At 66.3% G+C, this 18,586-nt stretch carries 17 protein-coding genes; 9 read left to right on the plus strand and 8 right to left on the minus strand.

Features of this window, described 5'->3' with window-relative positions; all coding sequences use genetic code 11:
* Positions 1-2: 2 nt before the first annotated feature.
* Together CHB88_RS06770 and CHB88_RS06775 are read right to left on the minus strand one after the other, a co-directional pair.
* On the minus strand, positions 3-431 hold the full coding sequence (locus CHB88_RS06770; protein WP_089398562.1) for a hypothetical protein: 429 nt from the start codon (positions 429-431) through the stop codon (positions 3-5).
* 235 nt (positions 432-666) lie between these two features.
* Complete coding sequence (locus CHB88_RS06775; protein ID WP_089398563.1) at positions 667-1,845, minus strand: DUF2863 family protein; 1,179 nt, start codon at positions 1,843-1,845, stop codon at positions 667-669.
* Between the two features lie 270 nt (positions 1,846-2,115).
* On the opposite strand from CHB88_RS06775, the gene CHB88_RS25095 reads away from it, so the two are divergent.
* The 3 genes from CHB88_RS25095 to CHB88_RS06785 all read left to right on the plus strand — a co-directional run bounded on the left by CHB88_RS25095 (position 2,116) and on the right by CHB88_RS06785 (position 4,526).
* Positions 2,116-2,289 carry a hypothetical protein gene (locus CHB88_RS25095; RefSeq protein ID WP_176442353.1) on the plus strand — a complete coding sequence of 58 codons (174 nt, stop codon included), beginning with the start codon at positions 2,116-2,118 and terminating at the stop codon, positions 2,287-2,289.
* A gap of 16 nt (positions 2,290-2,305) precedes the next feature.
* The gene (locus CHB88_RS06780; protein WP_089398564.1) at positions 2,306-3,871 is read left to right on the plus strand and encodes a sensor domain-containing diguanylate cyclase; all 1,566 of its coding nucleotides are present in this window, start codon (positions 2,306-2,308) and stop codon (positions 3,869-3,871) included.
* A gap of 202 nt (positions 3,872-4,073) precedes the next feature.
* A complete protein-coding gene (locus CHB88_RS06785; protein ID WP_089398565.1) occupies positions 4,074-4,526 on the plus strand; it encodes a Spy/CpxP family protein refolding chaperone in 453 nt (150 codons plus the stop codon).
* A 115-nt stretch (positions 4,527-4,641) separates the two neighbouring features.
* Here CHB88_RS06785 and CHB88_RS06790 read toward each other — a convergent pair whose 3' ends face one another.
* Complete coding sequence (locus tag CHB88_RS06790) at positions 4,642-5,118, minus strand: hypothetical protein (protein WP_143131153.1); 477 nt, start codon at positions 5,116-5,118, stop codon at positions 4,642-4,644.
* Positions 5,119-5,530: 412 nt separating this feature from the next.
* Between CHB88_RS06790 and CHB88_RS06795 the strand changes: the two genes are divergently transcribed.
* The 3 genes from CHB88_RS06795 (at position 5,531) to CHB88_RS06805 (ending at position 10,794) form a co-directional block, all read left to right on the plus strand.
* Complete coding sequence (locus CHB88_RS06795) at positions 5,531-8,269, plus strand: bifunctional diguanylate cyclase/phosphodiesterase (protein ID WP_089398567.1); 2,739 nt, start codon at positions 5,531-5,533, stop codon at positions 8,267-8,269.
* A gap of 237 nt (positions 8,270-8,506) precedes the next feature.
* Positions 8,507-9,085: a peroxidase-related enzyme gene (locus tag CHB88_RS06800; protein WP_089398568.1), complete on the plus strand. Its 579-nt coding sequence runs from the start codon at positions 8,507-8,509 to the stop codon at positions 9,083-9,085.
* A 161-nt stretch (positions 9,086-9,246) separates the two neighbouring features.
* Positions 9,247-10,794, plus strand: a complete 1,548-nt coding sequence (locus tag CHB88_RS06805; RefSeq protein WP_089398569.1) for a cation:proton antiporter — start codon at positions 9,247-9,249, stop codon at positions 10,792-10,794.
* Between the two features lie 48 nt (positions 10,795-10,842).
* Here CHB88_RS06805 and CHB88_RS06810 read toward each other — a convergent pair whose 3' ends face one another.
* The 5 genes from CHB88_RS06810 to CHB88_RS06830 all read right to left on the minus strand — a co-directional run bounded on the left by CHB88_RS06810 (position 10,843) and on the right by CHB88_RS06830 (position 16,052).
* Positions 10,843-11,805 (minus strand): tripartite tricarboxylate transporter substrate binding protein, encoded by a 963-nt coding sequence (locus tag CHB88_RS06810; protein WP_089398570.1) that lies wholly within the window; start codon positions 11,803-11,805, stop codon positions 10,843-10,845.
* A 58-nt stretch (positions 11,806-11,863) separates the two neighbouring features.
* Positions 11,864-12,880, minus strand: a complete 1,017-nt coding sequence (locus CHB88_RS06815; RefSeq protein ID WP_089398571.1) for a cyclase family protein — start codon at positions 12,878-12,880, stop codon at positions 11,864-11,866.
* A gap of 22 nt (positions 12,881-12,902) precedes the next feature.
* Positions 12,903-13,883 (minus strand): tripartite tricarboxylate transporter substrate binding protein, encoded by a 981-nt coding sequence (locus CHB88_RS06820; protein WP_089398572.1) that lies wholly within the window; start codon positions 13,881-13,883, stop codon positions 12,903-12,905.
* Positions 13,884-13,945: 62 nt separating this feature from the next.
* Positions 13,946-15,157: a CaiB/BaiF CoA transferase family protein gene (locus CHB88_RS06825; RefSeq protein ID WP_089398573.1), complete on the minus strand. Its 1,212-nt coding sequence runs from the start codon at positions 15,155-15,157 to the stop codon at positions 13,946-13,948.
* 16 nt (positions 15,158-15,173) lie between these two features.
* Positions 15,174-16,052 (minus strand): HpcH/HpaI aldolase/citrate lyase family protein, encoded by an 879-nt coding sequence (locus CHB88_RS06830; protein ID WP_089398836.1) that lies wholly within the window; start codon positions 16,050-16,052, stop codon positions 15,174-15,176.
* A gap of 137 nt (positions 16,053-16,189) precedes the next feature.
* Here CHB88_RS06830 and CHB88_RS06835 point away from each other — a divergent pair, with 137 nt between their 5' ends.
* From CHB88_RS06835 to CHB88_RS06845, 3 genes are all read left to right on the plus strand, one after another.
* On the plus strand, positions 16,190-17,077 hold the full coding sequence (locus CHB88_RS06835) for a LysR family transcriptional regulator (RefSeq protein WP_089398574.1): 888 nt from the start codon (positions 16,190-16,192) through the stop codon (positions 17,075-17,077).
* 116 nt (positions 17,078-17,193) lie between these two features.
* Positions 17,194-17,784: a TetR/AcrR family transcriptional regulator gene (locus CHB88_RS06840; RefSeq protein ID WP_089398575.1), complete on the plus strand. Its 591-nt coding sequence runs from the start codon at positions 17,194-17,196 to the stop codon at positions 17,782-17,784.
* Between the two features lie 88 nt (positions 17,785-17,872).
* Positions 17,873-18,580: an SDR family oxidoreductase gene (locus CHB88_RS06845; protein ID WP_089398576.1), complete on the plus strand. Its 708-nt coding sequence runs from the start codon at positions 17,873-17,875 to the stop codon at positions 18,578-18,580.
* Positions 18,581-18,586: the final 6 nt, after the last annotated feature.

An 18,586-nucleotide genomic window follows, 5' to 3' on the forward strand; every position in this document is an offset into this window, starting at 1 on the left:
GATCAAGCGGAAACCGGTTTGGGAGGTCGTTCCTGACCGGCCGTCAAATGAGCGACGGCGAGTGCGGGAGGGGAAAGGACAACGAGTTCCGACCCTGCATGATCCGGGGTCGTAAGAGAAGGTGTGGGAGGCGCAAGCGCGCCGACGCAGCAGGTCGCGCATGCGCTGCAGGAAGCGTGCTTGTGCGCGGGCGCTTCCGCCTTCGCCGCCTTGACGGTGTCATGCGCCGCGCCGTGGGCGGACGCCTCGGCCCCGTCGTGATGGTGATGCGCCGTTCCGGCAGCGTGCCGATGGCCGGCATCGGCATTGGCCGCGATCATTGTCGCGTGTTCCGCCGGCGCGCACGCCGACTTAACGACCGCGGCCAGCCCCTGCAGGGGAAGGGCGGCCATCAGGAGCCAGAGCAGCAGTGTCTTGAGAAGGCGGGTCATCACTGTCCAAGTATACCGGAACGCGGAATTGGCAATCTAAGCCTTCCCATGGCGGGAAGGTCAAGGACAAGTTTGATCTCGACCGCCTGCCGGCAACCCATGCGTTCGCCGGGCGATGTTTCGTTCGGGAAGGCATGAGCCGACCGCTCACACCGGCCCGGACGCTTCAGGATGGTGACAGGGAAGGCGCCCAGGCGCCGGGGAAGGCGCCGGATGGGATGCCGCTGACCGGTTCCTAATGCAGCAGATAGGAAGCCGTATGGCCGTCGCCCGACAGCAACTCGTCCGCCGGCGCGTATCCTTCTTCGGTCAGCACCAGGTGCAGCTTGTCGATGGCCTCATCGAGCGATTCGTGCGGCAGGGTCAGCCACGGCATTTCCTCCAGCGCCCTGTCGTCGCCGTCCAGCAGGAGCAAGCGTATGCCGATGACCTCGCCATCCTCGCCGGCGAGCGGAAACTCCGCCAGCGCGGCGTCCGCAAGGGTCAGCGCGGCGTTGTCGAGCGCGGCCTTCAGCTGCAGGCGGCAATTGTGCTCGCGCGCCAGCTCGAACCCGAAGCGCACATCCGCATGCAGCCCCATGGGCGCGCCCACATCGAGCACGCCTTGCATGGCCCCGCTCCAGTCTTCGATGGCTTGGGCCAGCGCCCGGCCCGGCGCCTGGCCAGGAGCATTGCCATCTCCAGCGGTCTCGCCGCCTTCGTCGGCATCGTCATCGAGGGGCGGGAACAGTTCATTCAGCCCTTCCTCGGTTGTCAGCGCCAGTCCCACCAGGTAACGCAGGGTGACATAAGGGGCGGCCTGCAATGGCGTCATGACAACGGCGGGCGGCGGAAAGGCTTCGCCATCGGCCGAAACATCGGTCTCGTGCGGCTGGGCCAATTGAACCGCGAGATGCCGCGTCAGGCGCATGAAGTCGCCATAGGGCCGCCCGCGCAGTTCCTGTGGGGTGAACAGCCGCGGCAGCAGCCGGAACCGGGCCTCTTCGCCGATGATGCCCTGTTCTTCCAGGATGTCGTGCAGCTCCTGGAACGCAGCCGAGTTGACCGGCGTGGCCGAAGGCTCGGTAAAGGCGGGGAAAACGACCGGAATGGCGAACAGCACGCACGCCCGGGTCGGCCCGGACTTGCCGAGCCTGATGAACTGCAGCTCGGACTCCATTTCGACTTCTTCCAGCAGCCACGCGATGCAGTCATCATGACCGCTCGACAGCAGCAGGTTCACCGCCTCGCTGATGACGTCGGATTCGTAGGGTTCGGGACGCGACAGCACCCGCTGCAGCAGGGCTTCGAATTCGCCCGCATCGTCGCTGCCGGGCTTTTGCGCAAAGCGTCGCGCCGCCTGCGCCAGCGCCTTGGCATCGCGCTGCAGCGCGGCAGCCGAGGGAGCGGTTGTCGTGCCTGGTGAAGCCAACATGTTCAGCCCTCCTGGTGTTGCAAAGATTGCCGGTCCGGGATGGCCAATTGCTTGCCTGCTCCGGCCCCGATCAGCCCATGGTATCGGAATCCCGCCTTTCTGGGCAGCGCAAGCGCTTGTGACGCAACAAGGCGTCGTCGTCCAGGGCTTGATGACTGCCAAATTCGCCGCAGCGGTGCTTTCGGGCTATCCGGTTCGGCAGCTGCGCAAAGGCGCACGGCGGAACAACATCGCTCCCGGAAAGCGGTTAATTAGTCAGGACAGCTTACAATGTTTGACCACGCCGTCGACATGGCAGCGCAGGGCATGTCGGCCGAGTTCTTCATGCTCAGGACTTATTCCGCGAAATCGAGCCGCCAGGCAAAACCAAAGGCGCTGGCCGGTTTCCAAGCAGGCGGCGTTGCGCTCCCCCTGAAATGCGAAGTTTGCGCAATGCGCTTTTAGACAACACAAGTAATCAATGGCAACAGGTTCCGTTCCCTCCGTCCGCTCCCGCATCAATCAGCTTGCTGCCGTGTTCATCGTTCCGGCACTGCTGATCGTGATCGGGCTGCTGGTGTTCGATTACCATCAGGCGCGCGCCAAGCTGATCGACCACCACATCACGACAGCCAGGGCAATGACGTCGCTGGTGGACAAGGATTTCGCCAGCGTGGAGGCCACCCTGCGGGCCCTGGCCACATCGCCCGCCATTGCCGACAACGATCTGCAGCGTTTTTACGAGCAGGCGCAGGAAATGCTGAGCGGCCAGATCGAGAACATCGTGCTCAGCGATCCACAGGGCAACCAAGTGTTCAATACCCTGCGGCCCTTCGGCGCTGCCCTGCCGCCCTTCAATACACCGGCGACCCGCCAGCTTCTCAGCGACAGGAAGGAGGCGGTCGTGTCCGGCCTCTTCACCGGCAAGGTGTCGATGCGGCCAATGATTTCGATCACCGTTCCGGTATGGCGAGACAATCGGCATGTATACAACCTGAGTGCGGGCATATCGCCCTGGCGGCTCAACACCCTGCTCAGCCAGCAGCAATTGCCTGACGACTGGATCACCGCCATTCTTGACGAGAATAATGTCATCGTCTCGCGCACCCACGAGATGAGCCGCTTCATGGGCCGCTCGGCGGCGCCCAACCTCGGCAATGCGCTCGCAACGAACAACGAGGGCTATTTCTACGGATCGACCAGCGAAGGCGTCTCGGTGCTGGGCATCTACAGCCGTTCTCCGGCCACAAAATGGTCGGTGGCGATCGGCTTGCCCACATCCAGCCTGAACGCGGCGCTGTGGCGGCAAGTCGGCTGGCTGGCCCTGGGCGCCATCGTCCTGTTCGCGCTGAGCCTTGCCTTTGCAAGGACCATCGCCAAGCGGCTTGCCCGGTCGGTCACCGGACTCATCGAGCCCGCCCTGGCCCTGGGGGAAGGCGAGAAGATCGTCATGCCGGCGCTGGACTTGAGGGAAGCGGACGAAGTCGGAAAGGCGCTGACTCGGGCATCGCGGATGCTGGAAATTGCGCGGTACCAAGCCAATCACGACGTCCTCACCGGCCTGGCCAACCGCGGCCTGTTTCAGGAACTGGTCAACAGCCAGCTGGCCCTGGCCGGAAGAAACGGCACCCATGTCGCCGTGCTTTTCATCGACCTCGACGGTTTCAAGGAAGTCAATGACACCTATGGGCATGCGGCAGGCGACGACCTGCTGTATCAGGCATCGACGCGGCTGCGCGCCAGCGTCCGGGAGTCGGACGTGGTGGCACGGCTGGGGGGCGACGAGTTCGCGGTCATGCTGATCTCCGTCCTGCCCGACAAAGCCGAGGCATTGGCGCAAAACCTGCTCGAAACCGTTTCCGCCGAATACGACATCGCCGGCAAGGTGGCGACCGTGTCCGCCAGCATTGGCGTAGCCTGCTACCCGGAAAGCGGCGCCACGATGCAGGAACTGCTGTTTGCCGCGGACACCGCTATGTACAAGGCCAAACAGGCTGGCAAGCGTCAGGTGATCCTGGCCCAGGCGGCTCACGCCACCGCCGATTAGTCCCGCATCATTCAACCGGCTTACAGGAAATGGTGCAGCAGCGGATTGGTTGCATGCGTCATGCATTGATACAAATCCGCTTCCGGTTGATACGCGCCGATACCTACCGACATCGGCGGCTTACATGGACACGCGAAGATGGACACCGTGACAGAACGGGCATCCGCCCTTGGTTCACGGACATGACATCAACGGAGAAATCATGAAATCGATTCGCAACCCCCTATTGATCGTTCTGGCTTCCCTTGCCATCGGTGCCGGATCGCTTGCCGCAGCCCAGGACAGCGGCAGCGCAAATCAGCGCGGCGGTGCCAACGGCCAATTCGGGCAGCGCTTCCAGGAGCGCATGCAGAAGCGCGCCGCCGAGTTGCACGACAAGCTCAAGCTGACGCCGGCCCAGGAACCGGCATGGAACGCCTATATCGCCCGCATGCGTCCGGCCTCGCAGCCGCAGCGGCCCAGCGCAGACGAACTCAATGCCTTGACCACGCCGCAGCGGATGGAGCGGCGGCTCGACATGATGCGGCAGCATGAGCAGCGCATGGCCGAGCGCATTGCGGCGACCAAGGAGTTCTACGGCATCCTGTCGCCCGAGCAGAAGAAGGCCTTCGATGAGGCGTCCCGGCACCGGATGGAACACCGGCACCATGGCTGACACGGATCGCGCCGCCGCGCTCCGCGGCTGAACGGCGTCCCGCTGCACCGGACCCCGTTCAGCCACAGCGCCGGCGGCCGGCGGGACGACAACGGATGGCCGGCTCGCGCAATCGCTATTCCGCCGTCCATACCTGGACCCGAAATCCGCTTCGCACCCATCTGGCAGCGTTGTCCCTGGTCATCCGGAAGTCTGCCGGCACGATTTCCGAAGCCAGCCTCTCCCCGCCTCGGCCGCATGCCGTCAGCACGGCATGCGGATCATCGTCGTCCGGTATCACCAGCAACTGCACGTCGACCTCTCCCTCGTCGCCATCCACGATGACGGACTTTCTGCGCGCGGCTTCGATCCGCTCCCGATGGCGCCGCTCCAGGCCGTCGGCCGCCCGCACCAGGGCGGTGAACGAAGCTTCATCGAGCTGCTTCGGCGTCGAGCGGTCCTTCTCCGTTTCCCAGCGAACCACCAGGCTCGGTTCATCCGCCCCGTTCTTCGTCAAGTGGACACACCAGCCATCCTCCTCTTCATGGCGAACGACGCGCGCCACCCACTTGTAATTGCGCCGGACCAGCCGGCCTTCTTCATCGATCTCCATGCTGTGAATGTCGTCATATACGACCATGATTCCTCCGATAAAGGCTGTACATGCATACAGTATTGAGACTTGAAAATGGCTTGAAAGTTGCGCCCCCGCGACCATAGAAAATGATGTTTGCGGGCATCGGCTCCTGCCGTAATCGCCTGCGGCAAAGGGGCCGGAGAGAGGTGGTCTTATTTGCGGTCGCCTCGCAACCATGTCGAAAATCGTGCCGTACCGCTTCTCCTTTTCCGCCGATCTATGGCGCCACGATCCATGCGCCGCCTATCAGGTCACTTCTTGGAAAAAATCAGCATGGCGGTGCGGTAACGCGCTAGCATGGTGCGCAATCCCGAGCGGTCACGGCGGCGCGGGACAAAAGGACATTCAGGGCGGAAACGGATAACGAGTGCCATTACAGGCGTCGAGCATGCCCATCCACCACTACCAGGGTCTTCTGCGCTACCTGCTCCAGACATCCCAACGCCTCAGCGAGCGCTTTGCGTTCTTGCGCGGCAACTGGCGCCTGGTGGTCTTCTGGCCGCTGGCGGCTGTGGTGGTTGGCATCATCGGCTGGCTGGCGCTGCTCAACTCCCTGGAACGGGAACTGGCAAGCACGGAGCGGCATGCGCTCGAGGAAGCCGCCATCCTGGCGCGCGGCTATGCCGACCAGCTGACACGCACGGTCGAGGCCATGGATCACATGCTGCTGCACATCCGCTATGAGTGGAAACTGAATGGCCGCCATCTCGACCTCGAAGCCAGCCGGGCCGAGGGCATCCTTCCCTCGAGTGTCTATTTCAACGTCGGCATCGTCGACCGCGATGGCATCGGCGTCTTCAACACCCTCGGCGTTTCGGAAAACGCCCAGCTCGCCGACCGCCCCTATTTCTTCGTTCAGCAGGCGGCGGACAAGGACGAACTGTACATAGGCGAAGCGGCCGAGGGCCGCTCCACCCGGCGCGCGGTGGTCCATTTCTCGCGCCGCCTCAGCAGCGCCGATGGCAGCTTCGACGGCGTGGTGCGCCTGTCGGTGGCACCGGAGTACCTGACCGCCAGCTATGACGAGGTGACGCTGGCGAAGCACGGCATGATGGCGGTGGTCGGCACCGACCGGGAAATACGGGCGCTGCGCGTCGGCGGCACGGTATCGGACTGGCACAACCATGCGATCAAGCGCGTCGCGCTCTTCGGATTGCCCGCCAGGCAGACGCTGTTTGCCTCGGCCGGCGGCAGCGCCAAAGCGCCGGGTCCGGCTTGGTTCGAGGACGGACGCAACCGCTATGTCGGCTGGCATCAGGTGGCGGGATACCCGCTGGTCGCGGTGATGGCCCTGGACGAGGCCACTACCCTGGCGCCCTACCGGAGCATGCGCGAAAACGCGATGGCGCGCGGCATCCAGAATACCGCCATCCTGGCGCTCTTCACGCTGATCGCGATGGCGCTGTCGCTGCGCCTCGCGTGGCGCAAGCACCAGCTGCAGGTGATACAGGCGGCCTACCGCATCGCCACCGAGGAAGGCAATGAAGGCTTTTATATCGTGCGGCCGATTCATGCGGCCGACGGCCGCATCGCCGATTTCCGCATCATCGACTGCAACCAGACCGGCGCCGAGTTCTACGCCACCACGCCGGACAGAATGATAGGACGGAGCGTATCCGACCTCTACGCATCCGACGACGAGCTGCGCCCGGTCGCCATGCATTGCCTCGCGCAGGCGGTGCAAGCCGGCATCTTCGAGGATGACTTCCATGCGCCGCGGCTGTCGAAATGGTTTCACGTGCGCGCGGTCCGCTCCGGCAGCATGCTGGCCGTCACCTTGCAGGACGTCACGGCGGAGCGGGAGCACGTGCAGGCGCTCGAACGCAAGGGCAATGAGGATGCGCTGACCGGCATGCCGAACCGCCATTGGCTGTCGGCGTTCCTGCCGCAGGCGCTGGAGCATGCGTCAGCCCAGGGATCGACGGTGGGCGTGCTGTTCGTCGATCTGGATGGATTCAAGGTGGTCAACGACAGTGCCGGCCATGAAGCCGGCGATGAACTGCTGAAGGCGGCGGCCAGGCGCATCCGGCTCGCGGTGCGTCCCGGCGATCATGTGGTGCGCATCGGCGGCGATGAATTCGTCGTCATCACCGAGAATCTGGCCGGCAAGGGCGCGGCGGCGCCGATCGCCCAGCGCATCCTGGGCGCATTCGGCGAAAACTTTCGCATCACGAAGGGCATCTTCTCGGTCGGCGCCTCGATCGGCATCAGCGTCTACCCGGATGACGGCATGGACGCGAAGACCCTGCTCAACCATGCCGACATCGCGATGTACTCGGCCAAGACCGCCGGCAAGCATGACTACCGCTTCTTCGACGCCCGCTTCTATGATGCGATCCGGGCGCGCCACAGCCGCGAAGCGGAACTGCGGCATGCGGTCGACCAGGACCAGTTCGTGATGTACTACCAGCCGCGGGTCGACATCTCCACCGGCGTCACCTGCAGCATGGAAGCCCTGGTGCGCTGGGCGCATCCCAACCGCGGCATCGTCGAACCGGTCGAATTCGTGCCGCTCGCCGAAGAGTCCGGGCTGATCGTGCAGCTGGGCGAACTCGTGATCGACAAGGTGTGCGCGCAGCTTGCCTTCTGGCTGAGCCGCGGCCAGGAACTGGTTCCGGTATCGATCAATGTTTCGGCCAGGCAGTTCAATGAAGCGCGGGTGGCGGAACGCCTGTCGGAGGCGCTGCAGCGGCACCAGGTTCCGGCCCACCTGGTCGAGATCGAGCTGACCGAATCCTCCATGACCGGCGACTGCCAGGAAGTGTCGGAGGCGCTCAAGGCGATCCAGGCCATGGGCATCAATCTCGCCGTCGATGACTTCGGCACCGGTTACTCCTCGCTGTCGCAACTGCAGCGGCTGGACTTCGACGTGCTCAAGGTCGATCGCGCCTTCACCGCGGAACTGGAAGCGACCCGGGAGGGCGCCGTGTTCTTCAACGCCATCATCACCATGGCCCATGCACTCGGCATGCGGGTCGTGGCCGAGGGCGTCGAGACGATGGAACAAGTCAGAAAGCTGAAGGAGCTGCAATGCGACGAGGTGCAGGGCTTCTTCATCTCGACGCCGCTGCCGCCGTCGGAAAGCCAGCCCATCCTGCCGAAGCGGCTGTTCTCCTGGGTGAACTAAGACAGGATCAGCGTCGCCGGCGGCGAGGCGAACTTGAACCAGGCGGCGACGTCGGGCTGGATGGAACAGGCCATCCACGCGCCCGTGATCACCTGGATGACCAGGGCCGGCATGCCGATGCGCTCGCAGGCCGATTCGAAGTCTTTCAGGATGACGCCACTGCGGCGCAGGGAACAGTCTGATGATACCCTTGCAGCGCAGCCCGACCGCTTTGCCCTACCACTCAAAGGAAGACACATGGCACAGGCAGACACGCATGCAATCAGCCGCTTCCCCGTTCCCGAATTGGCGGACATGCCCGCCGACATCCGCGACCGGATCATGGCGGTGCAGGAAAAGTCGGGATTCATTCCCAATGTCTTTCTGGCGCTGGCCCATCGGCCCGACGAGTTCCGCGCATTCTTCGCCTATCACGATGCGCTGATGGACAAGCCGGGCAACCTGAGCAAGGCCGAGCGGGAAATGATCGTCGTCGCGACCAGCAGCGCCAACCAGTGCCAGTATTGCGTGATCGCGCATGGCGCCATCCTGCGGGTCCGCGCCAAGAATCCGTTGATTGCCGACCAGATCGCAAGCAACTACCGCAAGGCCGACATCACCGACCGCCAGAAAGCCATGCTGGATTTCGCGATGAAGGTGTCCCAGGCGGCTCACCTGACCGGCGAGCCCGATTTCGAGACGCTGAAGCAGCATGGATTCAGCGAGGAGGACATGTGGGATATCGCCGGCATTGCCGCCTTCTTCGGCATGTCCAACCGCCTCGCCAATGTGAGCAGCATGCGCCCCAACGCGGAGTTCTACTCGCTTGGCCGCTGAGGCAGGCGGGGTCGGGCTCAACTTCGCTTGCCTGCCGACAATCCCGGCCAACCTGTCCAGGCCATGAAGCGGCATGCGCGTCCCGGCATTGAACGATCGTCAAGTACGGCGCACTAACCTGCGGCAATTTCGCGCTTCCCGTCCCCTCATCATTCGACGCCATGCACGCACTCGAGCAGGTACTCGTGCTGTTCCTGGCCGCCGTCATCCTGGCTGCGGCGGCACGCCGCGTCGGCGCGCCCTATCCAGTGTTTCTCGCTATCGGCGGCGCCTTGCTCGCCTTCCTGCCCATCGCGCCAACCTTCACCCTGCCGCCGGAACTGGCGCTGGCCCTGTTCGTGGCGCCGGTGCTGCTCGATGCCGCCTATGACGCCTCGTTCCGGGACTTGAAGGACAACTGGCGGCCCCTCGCCGGGCTGGTCGTCTTCGCGGTGATCTTCACCACGGCGGCAGTGGCGGTGGTGGTCCACTGGCTGGTGCCGGCGATGCCGTGGGCGGCGGCGATCGCCCTGGGCGCGATCGTGGCGCCGCCGGATGCGGTGGCCGCCACCGCGGTGCTTCGTCAACTGCGGCCGCCGCATCGCATCCTCACCATCCTCGAAGGCGAAAGCCTGCTCAACGATGCGAGCGCATTGCTGATTTTTCGCCTTGCGGTCGGCGCCGCCGGGCAGGACGGCTTCGGCATCGGGCAGGTGGTTCCCGCCTTCCTGCTGTCGGTCGCCGGCAGCGTGCTCGTCGGACCCGCGCTGGGATGGATGACGCTGCGCGTCATGGAACGGGTGGCGCACGTGCCGACGGCGATCATCCTCCAGTTCCTGTGCACCTTCGGCGTCTGGATCCTGGCCGAGCGCGCGGGCCTGTCGCCAGTGCTCACCATGGTTTGCTATGCCATCGCCCTGGCGCGGGTAGCGCCGGGCCGGCTGCCGGCCCGCTCCCGCATTCCGACGAATGCCGTCTGGCAAACCGTCGTCTTTGCGCTGAACATCCTGGCCTTCATCTTCATCGGCCTGCAAGCCCGGCCCATCCTCGAAAGCCTGGAACCCGCCGTGCGCAACCAGTATCTCGCCGTCGCCGGGGCCGTCCTGCTGACGGTGATCGTGGCGCGCCCGGCCTGGCACATGCCCTTCAACGCGCTCGTGCGCCGGCGGCACGAGCGCGACGGCTTCCATCCCCCGCGACCCATGCTCCGCCCCAGCGTCGGCAGCGGGCTGCTCATCTCCTGGGCCGGCATGCGCGGCATCGTCACCCTGGCGGCGGCGATGGCGCTGCCGGCGACCTTTCCCTATCGGGACCTGATCACGCTCACCGCTTCCGCCGTGGTGCTCGGCACGCTGGTGATACAGGGATTGACCCTCAAGCCCTTGCTGCGCGCCCTCGATCTGCATGACGACGATCCGGTGCACCGGGAATTCAGCGCGGCCCGCGAAAGCGCCTATCAGGCCGGACTGGACAGCGTCGCCCGCGAAGAGTCGGCGGCGGCGAAGGCGCTGCGCCACAAGCTCGCCGTGCACATGAAATACGAACGGCCCGAGGCCGAGCCCGACGACGCCATGGTGATCCACAACCATCTCCATCGGCGCGCGATCCGGGCGGCGCGCCAGGCGGCGCTGAACATGCGGGACAAGGGCGAGATCGGCGACGATGCCTTTCATCAGATCGAGGAAGAGCTTGACTGGCTCGAGATGACCGCAGACCGGACGCGCGCCTGACCGACTGAAAGTGCGGCGTTTCCCGCGCCGACCGCCCTGCCCGGCGTTTCAATCCACGGTGATCTTGTTGCTCTTGACGAGGGCGCCCCAGCGCGACATCTCGGACTGCACGAAGCGGGCGAACTCGTCCGGTGAACTGCCGACCGGATCGACGCCCAGGCCTTCCAGCTTCTGGCGCGTGCCCGGGTCCTTGATCGCGGCCTGGATCTCCCTGCCCAGCTTCGCCACGACATCCTTCGGCGTGCCCTTGGGAACGAAGAAGCCGTTCCACTCCAGCACCTCGAAGTTCTTGAAGCCGCTTTCCGCCAGGGTCGGCACGTCCGGCAGCGCCGCCATGCGCTTGCCCGAAGTCACCGCCAGCGCGCGCAGCTTGCCCGACTTCACATAGCTCATGCCGGAGGCGGCATTGGCGAAGTAGGAATTCACCTGGCCGCCCATCACGTCGGTCAGCGCCGGCGCGCCGCCCTTGTAAGGCACATGCAGCAGATCGATCTTGGCCTGGTTCTTGAGCAGTTCGCCGATCAGGTGCGCCGCGCTGCCGGCGCCGTAGGACGCATAGCTGAGCTCGCCCGGATGCTTGCGCGCATAGTCGACGAACTCCTGCACCGTCTTGTAGGGCGCGGAAGGCGGCACCACGAAGATATTCGGCACCGTCACCGCCAGCGATACCGGCACGAGGTCCCTGGCCGGATCGAAAGACATCTTGCGCAGGGCCGGATTGACCGCGAAGGCCGATGCGTCGTACAGCAGGGTGTAGCCGTCGCCTTCCGCCTGGGCCACCAGCTGGGCGCCGATCATGCCGCTGCCGCCGGGCCGGTTGTCGATCACGACCGGCTGCCCCAGCGCCGTCGACAGCCGGGTGGCGATGATGCGGGCGGCGTTGTCGGCGCCGCCGCCCGGCGAATAGGGCACCACCACCCGGATGGGCTTGGCGGGATAGGCCTGGGCCAGCGCCGCCGCCGGCGCAGCGGCGATGGACAGGGCGACGATCAGTTTTTTCAGCAGGGACATGGGGACCTCGTTTCCTTGAGTGATGGGGTGGCTTGCGGGGTAGCGCGGGGATGCCTTGCTATACCGTGGCGATCGGATTCGCCGGCGAGCCGACGGCGCCCGGCAGATGCAGCGGCGGCGCCGTCAGCAGGAAGGCATGGCGACCATGCCGGGCCAGCCACTCCGCCAGTTCGGACAGATGCCACATCTCGCCCAGCGGCAGGCCGAGCTTGAACAGGCAGTGCTCGTGTAGCGGCAGCAATGCGCCCTGCGCGCCGGGAGGCAGCGCCTGCCGCCGCTCCTCGACGGCGTAGTTGTCGGCGGCGATGGCGGCGATGCCGGAATCGGTAATCCATTGCAGCAGGCGGGCGTCGGTGCCGTCGAGCACCGCGCAGGACGTGCGCAGCAGCGCATGGTCGTCCGTCGTCGCCAGGCTGGCGGCCAGCCGCGCGAAGCCGGTATGCAGGCACAGGATGTCGCCGCTGCGGATCTCGACTCCATCGTCCTCGAGCAGGCGCATCAGGTCGTCGTAGCCCACCGCATGCCGCACCTGGCCGAAGCGGCGGTGGGCATCGATCAGCACCCCCCGCCCCTGCACGCCGTGCGCGGCGGCGGAGGCCACCGACAAGGCCTGGGCGCCGCGGTAGTCGGCAAGGGTTTGCGGCGCGTCGCCGGCCACCGAAAAGCCGTTGTAGCCCACCGCCTCCGCCACGCCGTCGCCATCGGCATCGAACTGCTGGCAGACGTGGGCCAGGGCGTCCCACTGCGTCGAATACTGCGGGAACAAGGTGACGCTGTCGTCGCTGACGACATCGGTCGCGCCCGGGACGATCTGCCCCAGCGCATAGCTGAAATACGGCGCGCCGTGATGCATGGCCGGCTGCAGGCGCGGCGGCTGCCGGCGCGGATTCAGTGCCGGCTGGCGCGGCACGTCGAGCGGCAGGCTGAGGGAGAAGGTGATGCCCTCCGTGACCTCGCGCATCGCCGCCAGGCGCTGCGCCGGGCCGATCAGGTTGAGGCGTCCGAGCTGGTCGTCCGGACCGAAATCACCCCAGTTCGATCCGGGCGGACGCCGGACCCATCGCTTGCTCGTCATGGCTGTCGCTTTCTCAACCTATTCATTCGGCGGTGATGTGCTTTTCCTGCGCCACGGTGCGCCACTTCTCGATTTCCTTGCGCACATAGGCGGCGAACTGGTCCGGCGCGACCGACGAGGTCGGCTCCGCGCCTTCCTGGGCAAAGCGCTCGCGCATCTCGGGCGTGTTGATCACGGTATTGATTTCCGCATTGAGCCTTTCCACGATGGCCGGCGGCGTGCCGGCGGGCGCGAACACGCCCCACCAGATCTCGACTTCGTAGCCGGGCACGGTATTGGCCAGCGGCGGCACGCCCGGCACCAGGGCGGAAGGCTTCGGCGAGGTCACGGCCAGCACCCGCACCTTGCCGGCCTTGAGCTGGCCGAGCGCCGAAGCCGGAGACGCCACCATCATCTGCACCTGGCCGGAGATCATGTCGGTCAGGCCGGCGGCCGCGCCCTTGTAGGGCACATGCGTCATGTCGGTCTTGGCCATGGCGTTGATCATTTCCGCCGACATCTGGTTGATGGAGCCGATGCCGGCGGAGGCATAGTTGATCTTGCCCTTGTTGGCGCGCGCGTCGGCGATCAGATCGGCCGCCGTGCGGTAGGGCGACTGGGCGCCGACGGTGATGAGCATCGGCCCGGTGGCCAGCAGCGACACCGGCGCGAATCCCTTGATCGCGTCGTAAGGCAGGTTCTTCTGCACCGCCGCCGTCGTGGTGAAGGTGGACGAGGTCAGCATCAGCACCGAGCCGTCCGGCGCGGCGCGGTTGACGAAGCTGGCGCCGATGACGCCGCCGGCGCCCGGCTTGTTGTCCACGATGACGGTGGAGCCGATCTTCGGCGCCAGCTTCTGCGCCAGCACCCGGGCGAAGGTGTCGTTGCTGGCGCCGGGACCGAACGGCACCACGAGGGTGATGGTCTTGGGCAGCGCGGCCGGCGCTGCCATGGCGGGCAGCGTGGAAACGAAGGCGGCGGCGCCGATGGCGCAGGCGCCCAGGACGCGGTGAAGGTGGTTCATGCGGGTCTCCTTGATATCGTTTATTTGGGTCTTGCAAAGGTTTGTGATGCTGGAAGCGGCGCTTAATTCCCGAGCACGCCCAGCGAGCGCAGGCGCTCGATTTCCTGCTCGCTGTAGCCGTGCTGCGCCAGGATGGCGGCCGAATGCTGGCCGGGCAGCGGCGCGGCGAACGGCGCCGGTCCGGGCGTGGCGCCGAACTTGATCGGCTTGCCGAAGCCGCGGTAGCGGCCCACCAGCGGATGCTCCAGCGTCGCCACCATGTCCTCCGCCAGCACCTGCGGATGATCGAACATGTCTTCGATGCGGCGCACCGCGGCGCACGGCACCTGTTCGCCGAACAGCGCTTCCCATTCCAGCGCCGTGCGCGCCTGCAAGGCCGCGCGCAGCCTGGGGACGATCTCGCCGGCGGCCTGGGCGCGCTTGCGCACCGTGTCGTAGCGCGGGTCGGTCGCCATCTCCGGCAGGCCGACCAGCTCGCACAGGGCTTGCCAGAAATGCGGCGTGTTGGCAGACAGGTAGAGGCTGCCCTCACGGGTCGGGTGGATGCCGGTGATGCCGCCGGAGCGCATGTCCCGCTCCACCTCCCTGCCCTCGCTCTCGGCCCAGATGAAGCGCGCCGACTGCATCGCCAGGGCGCTGCGCAGCAGCGACACGCCGACATACTGGCCCTCGCCGGTGCGTTCCCGGTGCAGCAGCGCGGCGCTTGCGCCCAGCGCCAGCATCGAGGCGGCGTAGTAGTCGACGATGGAGCCGTAGGCGATTTCCGGCTGCGCCGCGCTCTTGCCCTGGAAAGCGCAGATGCCGGTCATGCTCTGCAGTACCTGGTCATAGCCGGCCTTGTCCTTCAGCGGGCCGGTCTCGCCGTAACCGGTGACGGCGCAGTACACCAGGCGCGGATTGTCCGGCTTCAGCTGCTCGTAGGCGATGCCGAGGCGCGCCGGCACCGACGGCCTGAAGTTGTGCACCAGGACGTCGGCTTCCGCCGCCAGCCGCTTCAGCGCAGCCAGCCCTTCGGGTTGCTTCAGATCCAGCACCAGCCCGCGCTTGCTGCGGTTGACGCCGAGGAAGGCGCGGCCTTCCTTTTCCAGCGTGGAAGGATACTTGTGCAGGGTATCGCCCTGAGGCGCTTCGATCTTGATGACTTCCGCGCCGAGGTCGGCCAGCAGCGTGCAGCCATAGGGGCCGGCGATATAGCTGCTCAGGTCCAGCACCCGGATGCCGGACAGGGGGCCGGGAAGGTCGGCAGCGTTGCCGGGACGTTTTTCGGTACTCATGGATTCGTTCCGTGGATCAAGGGTTGGCGGCAGGCAGGCAGCCGAGTTGCCGTGCCAGCGCGACGATGGCCTGGGCCCGCTTCGCGAACGGCAGGTCGATCATGCGGCCATCGACGAGCAGCGCGCCGGTGCCTTCCCGCTGCGCCGTGTCCCAGGCTTCCACCACCCGCAGCGCCCGCTCGATCTCGGCATCGCCGGGACGGAAGGCGGCATTGGCCAGCGCCACCTGGCTGGGATGGATGCAGGTCTTGCCCATGTAGCCGAGGCGGCGCGCATTCTCCGCCTCGCGCCGGTAGCCTTCCGGGTCCTTGACGTTGGCGAAGGCCGAATCCAGCGCCGGCAGGCCGGCCTCGCCGGCGGCCAGGCGCATGCTCAGCTGGAGCTGCTGGATGGCCGCCTCGCAGCCGCGGTCGATGCCGAGCGGCTCGAGCAGGTCGCCGAAGCCGAGCTGCAGGCCGACCACGCGCGGATCGGCGGCGGCGATCTCGGCCGCCAGGCGCAGACCGCGCGGCGACTCGATGTTGGCCAGGATGCCGATCGGGCGCTCGATGCCGCGCTCCGCCTCCCGGCGTTCCAGCGCCCGCGCCGCCTTCCGCACGTCTTCCGCCGATTCGGCTTTCGGCAGGTTGAGCACCTGCATCGCCGGCCAGGCGCAGGCGTCGATGTCGGCCTCGAAGTGCGGCGTATCGAGCGCATTCACGCGGACGATGACGGTCTTGCCCGGCACCGATGCCTCACCGCTGCGCAGGAAGCGGGTGAGCGCGAGCCGCGCTTCGGCCTTGCGGCTCTCGGATACCGCGTCCTCGAGATCGATGGAGATGGCATCGGCCTCGCCAGCCAGGGCCTTGGCGAACAGTTCGGGCCGCGAGCCGGGCACGAACAGCTTGCTGCGGATGAGGGGAAGCGTCATATGGGGTGTCTCCGGTGTAATGGGCGGCACGGGTCGTGCGGCCGTTGCTATGTGAGCCACTATAAGGCCGAATCGCAATCGGAAAAACTATACAATCCTAATTTCAGAAAATAGTTTTTCTAATGGATACCCATTTCCTTCACACCTTCGTCGTGGTCGCCGAACGCGGCTCGATCGCGGCGGCGGCGCGCCAGCTGAACCTGACGCCGGCGGCGGTGGCGCTGCGCATCCAGGCGCTGGAAAGGGAACTGGATGCCGCCCTGCTGATGCGCTCCGGCCGCAGCATCAAGCCGACCGAGGCCGGCGCCCGCATCCTGCTGCGCGCCCGCCGGCTGCTGCAGGAAGTGCGCGACCTGAAGGCCGATGCCGCCGAAGAGGAAGTAGCAGGCGAGCTGCAGCTGGGCGCGATCGCAACCGCGCTGAACGGCATGCTGCCCGACGTGCTGGCAGGCCTCGGGCGCCAGTATCCGCGCCTGACGGTCCATGTAGTGCCCGGCCCTTCCGATGCGCTGCTCACCCAGGTGCAGCAAGGCAGCCTCGACGCCGCCATCATCGTCCAGCCCGAACACGGCTTCGCCAAGACCTGCGACTGGAAAGTGCTGCGGGAAGAACCCCTGGTGGTGCTGGCGCCGCGGGAAGCGGCCGTCAGCGATCCCGACGAGGCCTTGCGCACCCTGCCCTTCATTCGCTACGACCGCACCACCTACGGCGGACGCATCGCCGATCACTACCTGCGGCGGGCGGGCATACAGCCGGCGGAGCGTTTCGAGCTGACCTCCCTGACGGCGATCGCGCTGCTGGTGGACCGCGGGCTGGGCGTCGCGCTGGTGCCGGACTGGTCGCCTCCGTGGCCGGAGGGCCTGTCGCTGCGAAAGCTGCCGATCGCCGGCCGCTCGCACCTGCGGCGGCTCGGGCTGGTCTGGTTCCGGGCGTCGGCCCGGGTGCGCCTCGTCCATGCGCTGATGGACGAGGCGGTCCGGTGCATGCATCCGGACCCGGATACCGAGTAGGCAGTTTCTGCGCCGACATGGTGCCGGCGCTGCGCCTGCCGCCGACGGTGCAACGGATGCTTGACAGCGCCATATGATGGTCATAATATGATGATCATCATATAAATCGCACTGCCATGGCAACCGAATCCCCCAGCCGCAAGGAAGCCTCCCACATCCGCATCCTCGATGCCGCCGCCCGCGCCATCCGCCGCGCCGGGCATGCCGGCGTCAGCGTCGCCGACGTCATGAAGGAAGCGGGACTGACCCATGGCGGCTTCTACGCCCATTTCGGCTCGCGCGATGAAATGGTCGCGGCCGCCATCGATTACGCCGGCCAGCAAAGCGGCAAGAGCCTCGGCAACAGCATGACGCTGCAGCAGGAGAAGGGTACGTCGCCGTTCCGCTCGCTCGTCAATGCCTACCTGTCGCCGCAGCACATGGAATCGCCCGACGCCGGCTGCGTCGTCGCCGCGCTCGGCTCGGAGATGCCGCGCCAGTCCGACGCCGTGCGAGCGGCTGCCCGCGAGCGCGTGCTGTCGCTGGTCCGCACGGTCGAGTCGGTGCTGCCGCCCCCGGCGGCGGCCGAAGCCAGCCATGTGGCCGGGGCCATGGTCGGCGCGCTGCAGATGGCGCGGGTGCTGGGCGGCGCGGAGGGCAAGGCGCTGCTCGCCGCCAATCGCCGCATCCTGCTCGAACGGTACGACCCGGAAAACGTGAAGCACTGACCTGCCCGCAGTCGCCTTTTGGCGGCTTTTTTACCACCACGAATATGATGGTCATCATATTCAATGATGTCCAACGGAAGGAATTGCCATGAAACTGCAGGATGCAACGATTCTCGTCACCGGCGCCAACCGCGGCCTGGGCCTCGCCTTCGTCCACGCCGCCCTCGAGCGCGGCGCGCGCAAGGTCTATGCCGCCGCCCGCGATCCGCGCCAGGTGACCACGCCCGGCGTCACGCCGCTGCGGCTGGACGTGCTCGATGAAGCCGGCATCGCGGCGGCGGCCCGGCAATGCGACGACGTCACGCTGGTCATCAACAATGCCGGCATTGCGAGCGTCGCCGGCATCCTGGGCGAGGCCGGACCCGATGCCCTGCGGCGCCACATGGATACCAATTTCTTCGGCATGCTCCATGTCAGCCGGCAGTTCGCGCCGATCCTCAAGGCGAATGGCGGCGGCGCGCTGCTGAACGTTCTCTCGGTCGCCAGCTTCGCCAATTCGGTGCCGCTCAGCGCGTATTCGGTTTCCAAGGCGGCCGCATGGGGGCTGACCAATGCGCTGCGCAACGAACTCGCCGGCCAGGGCACCCAGGTGCTGGCGCTGCATGTCGGCTTCATCGACACCGACCTCACCCGCGACTTCGACGTTCCTAAGACCGCTCCGGCGATCGTGGCGGCGCGGGCCTTCGACGCGCTGGAAAGCGGCGCCAGCGAAGTGATGGCCGACGACGTCGCCCGCCGGGTCAAGCAAGGCCTGGCCCTCGATACCGCTCCCTACCTGCAGGCGCTCGGCGCCTAACCCGAG

It is taken from the genome of Noviherbaspirillum humi (assembly GCF_900188095.1).
GTDB classification, from domain to species: domain Bacteria; phylum Pseudomonadota; class Gammaproteobacteria; order Burkholderiales; family Burkholderiaceae_D; genus Noviherbaspirillum; species Noviherbaspirillum humi.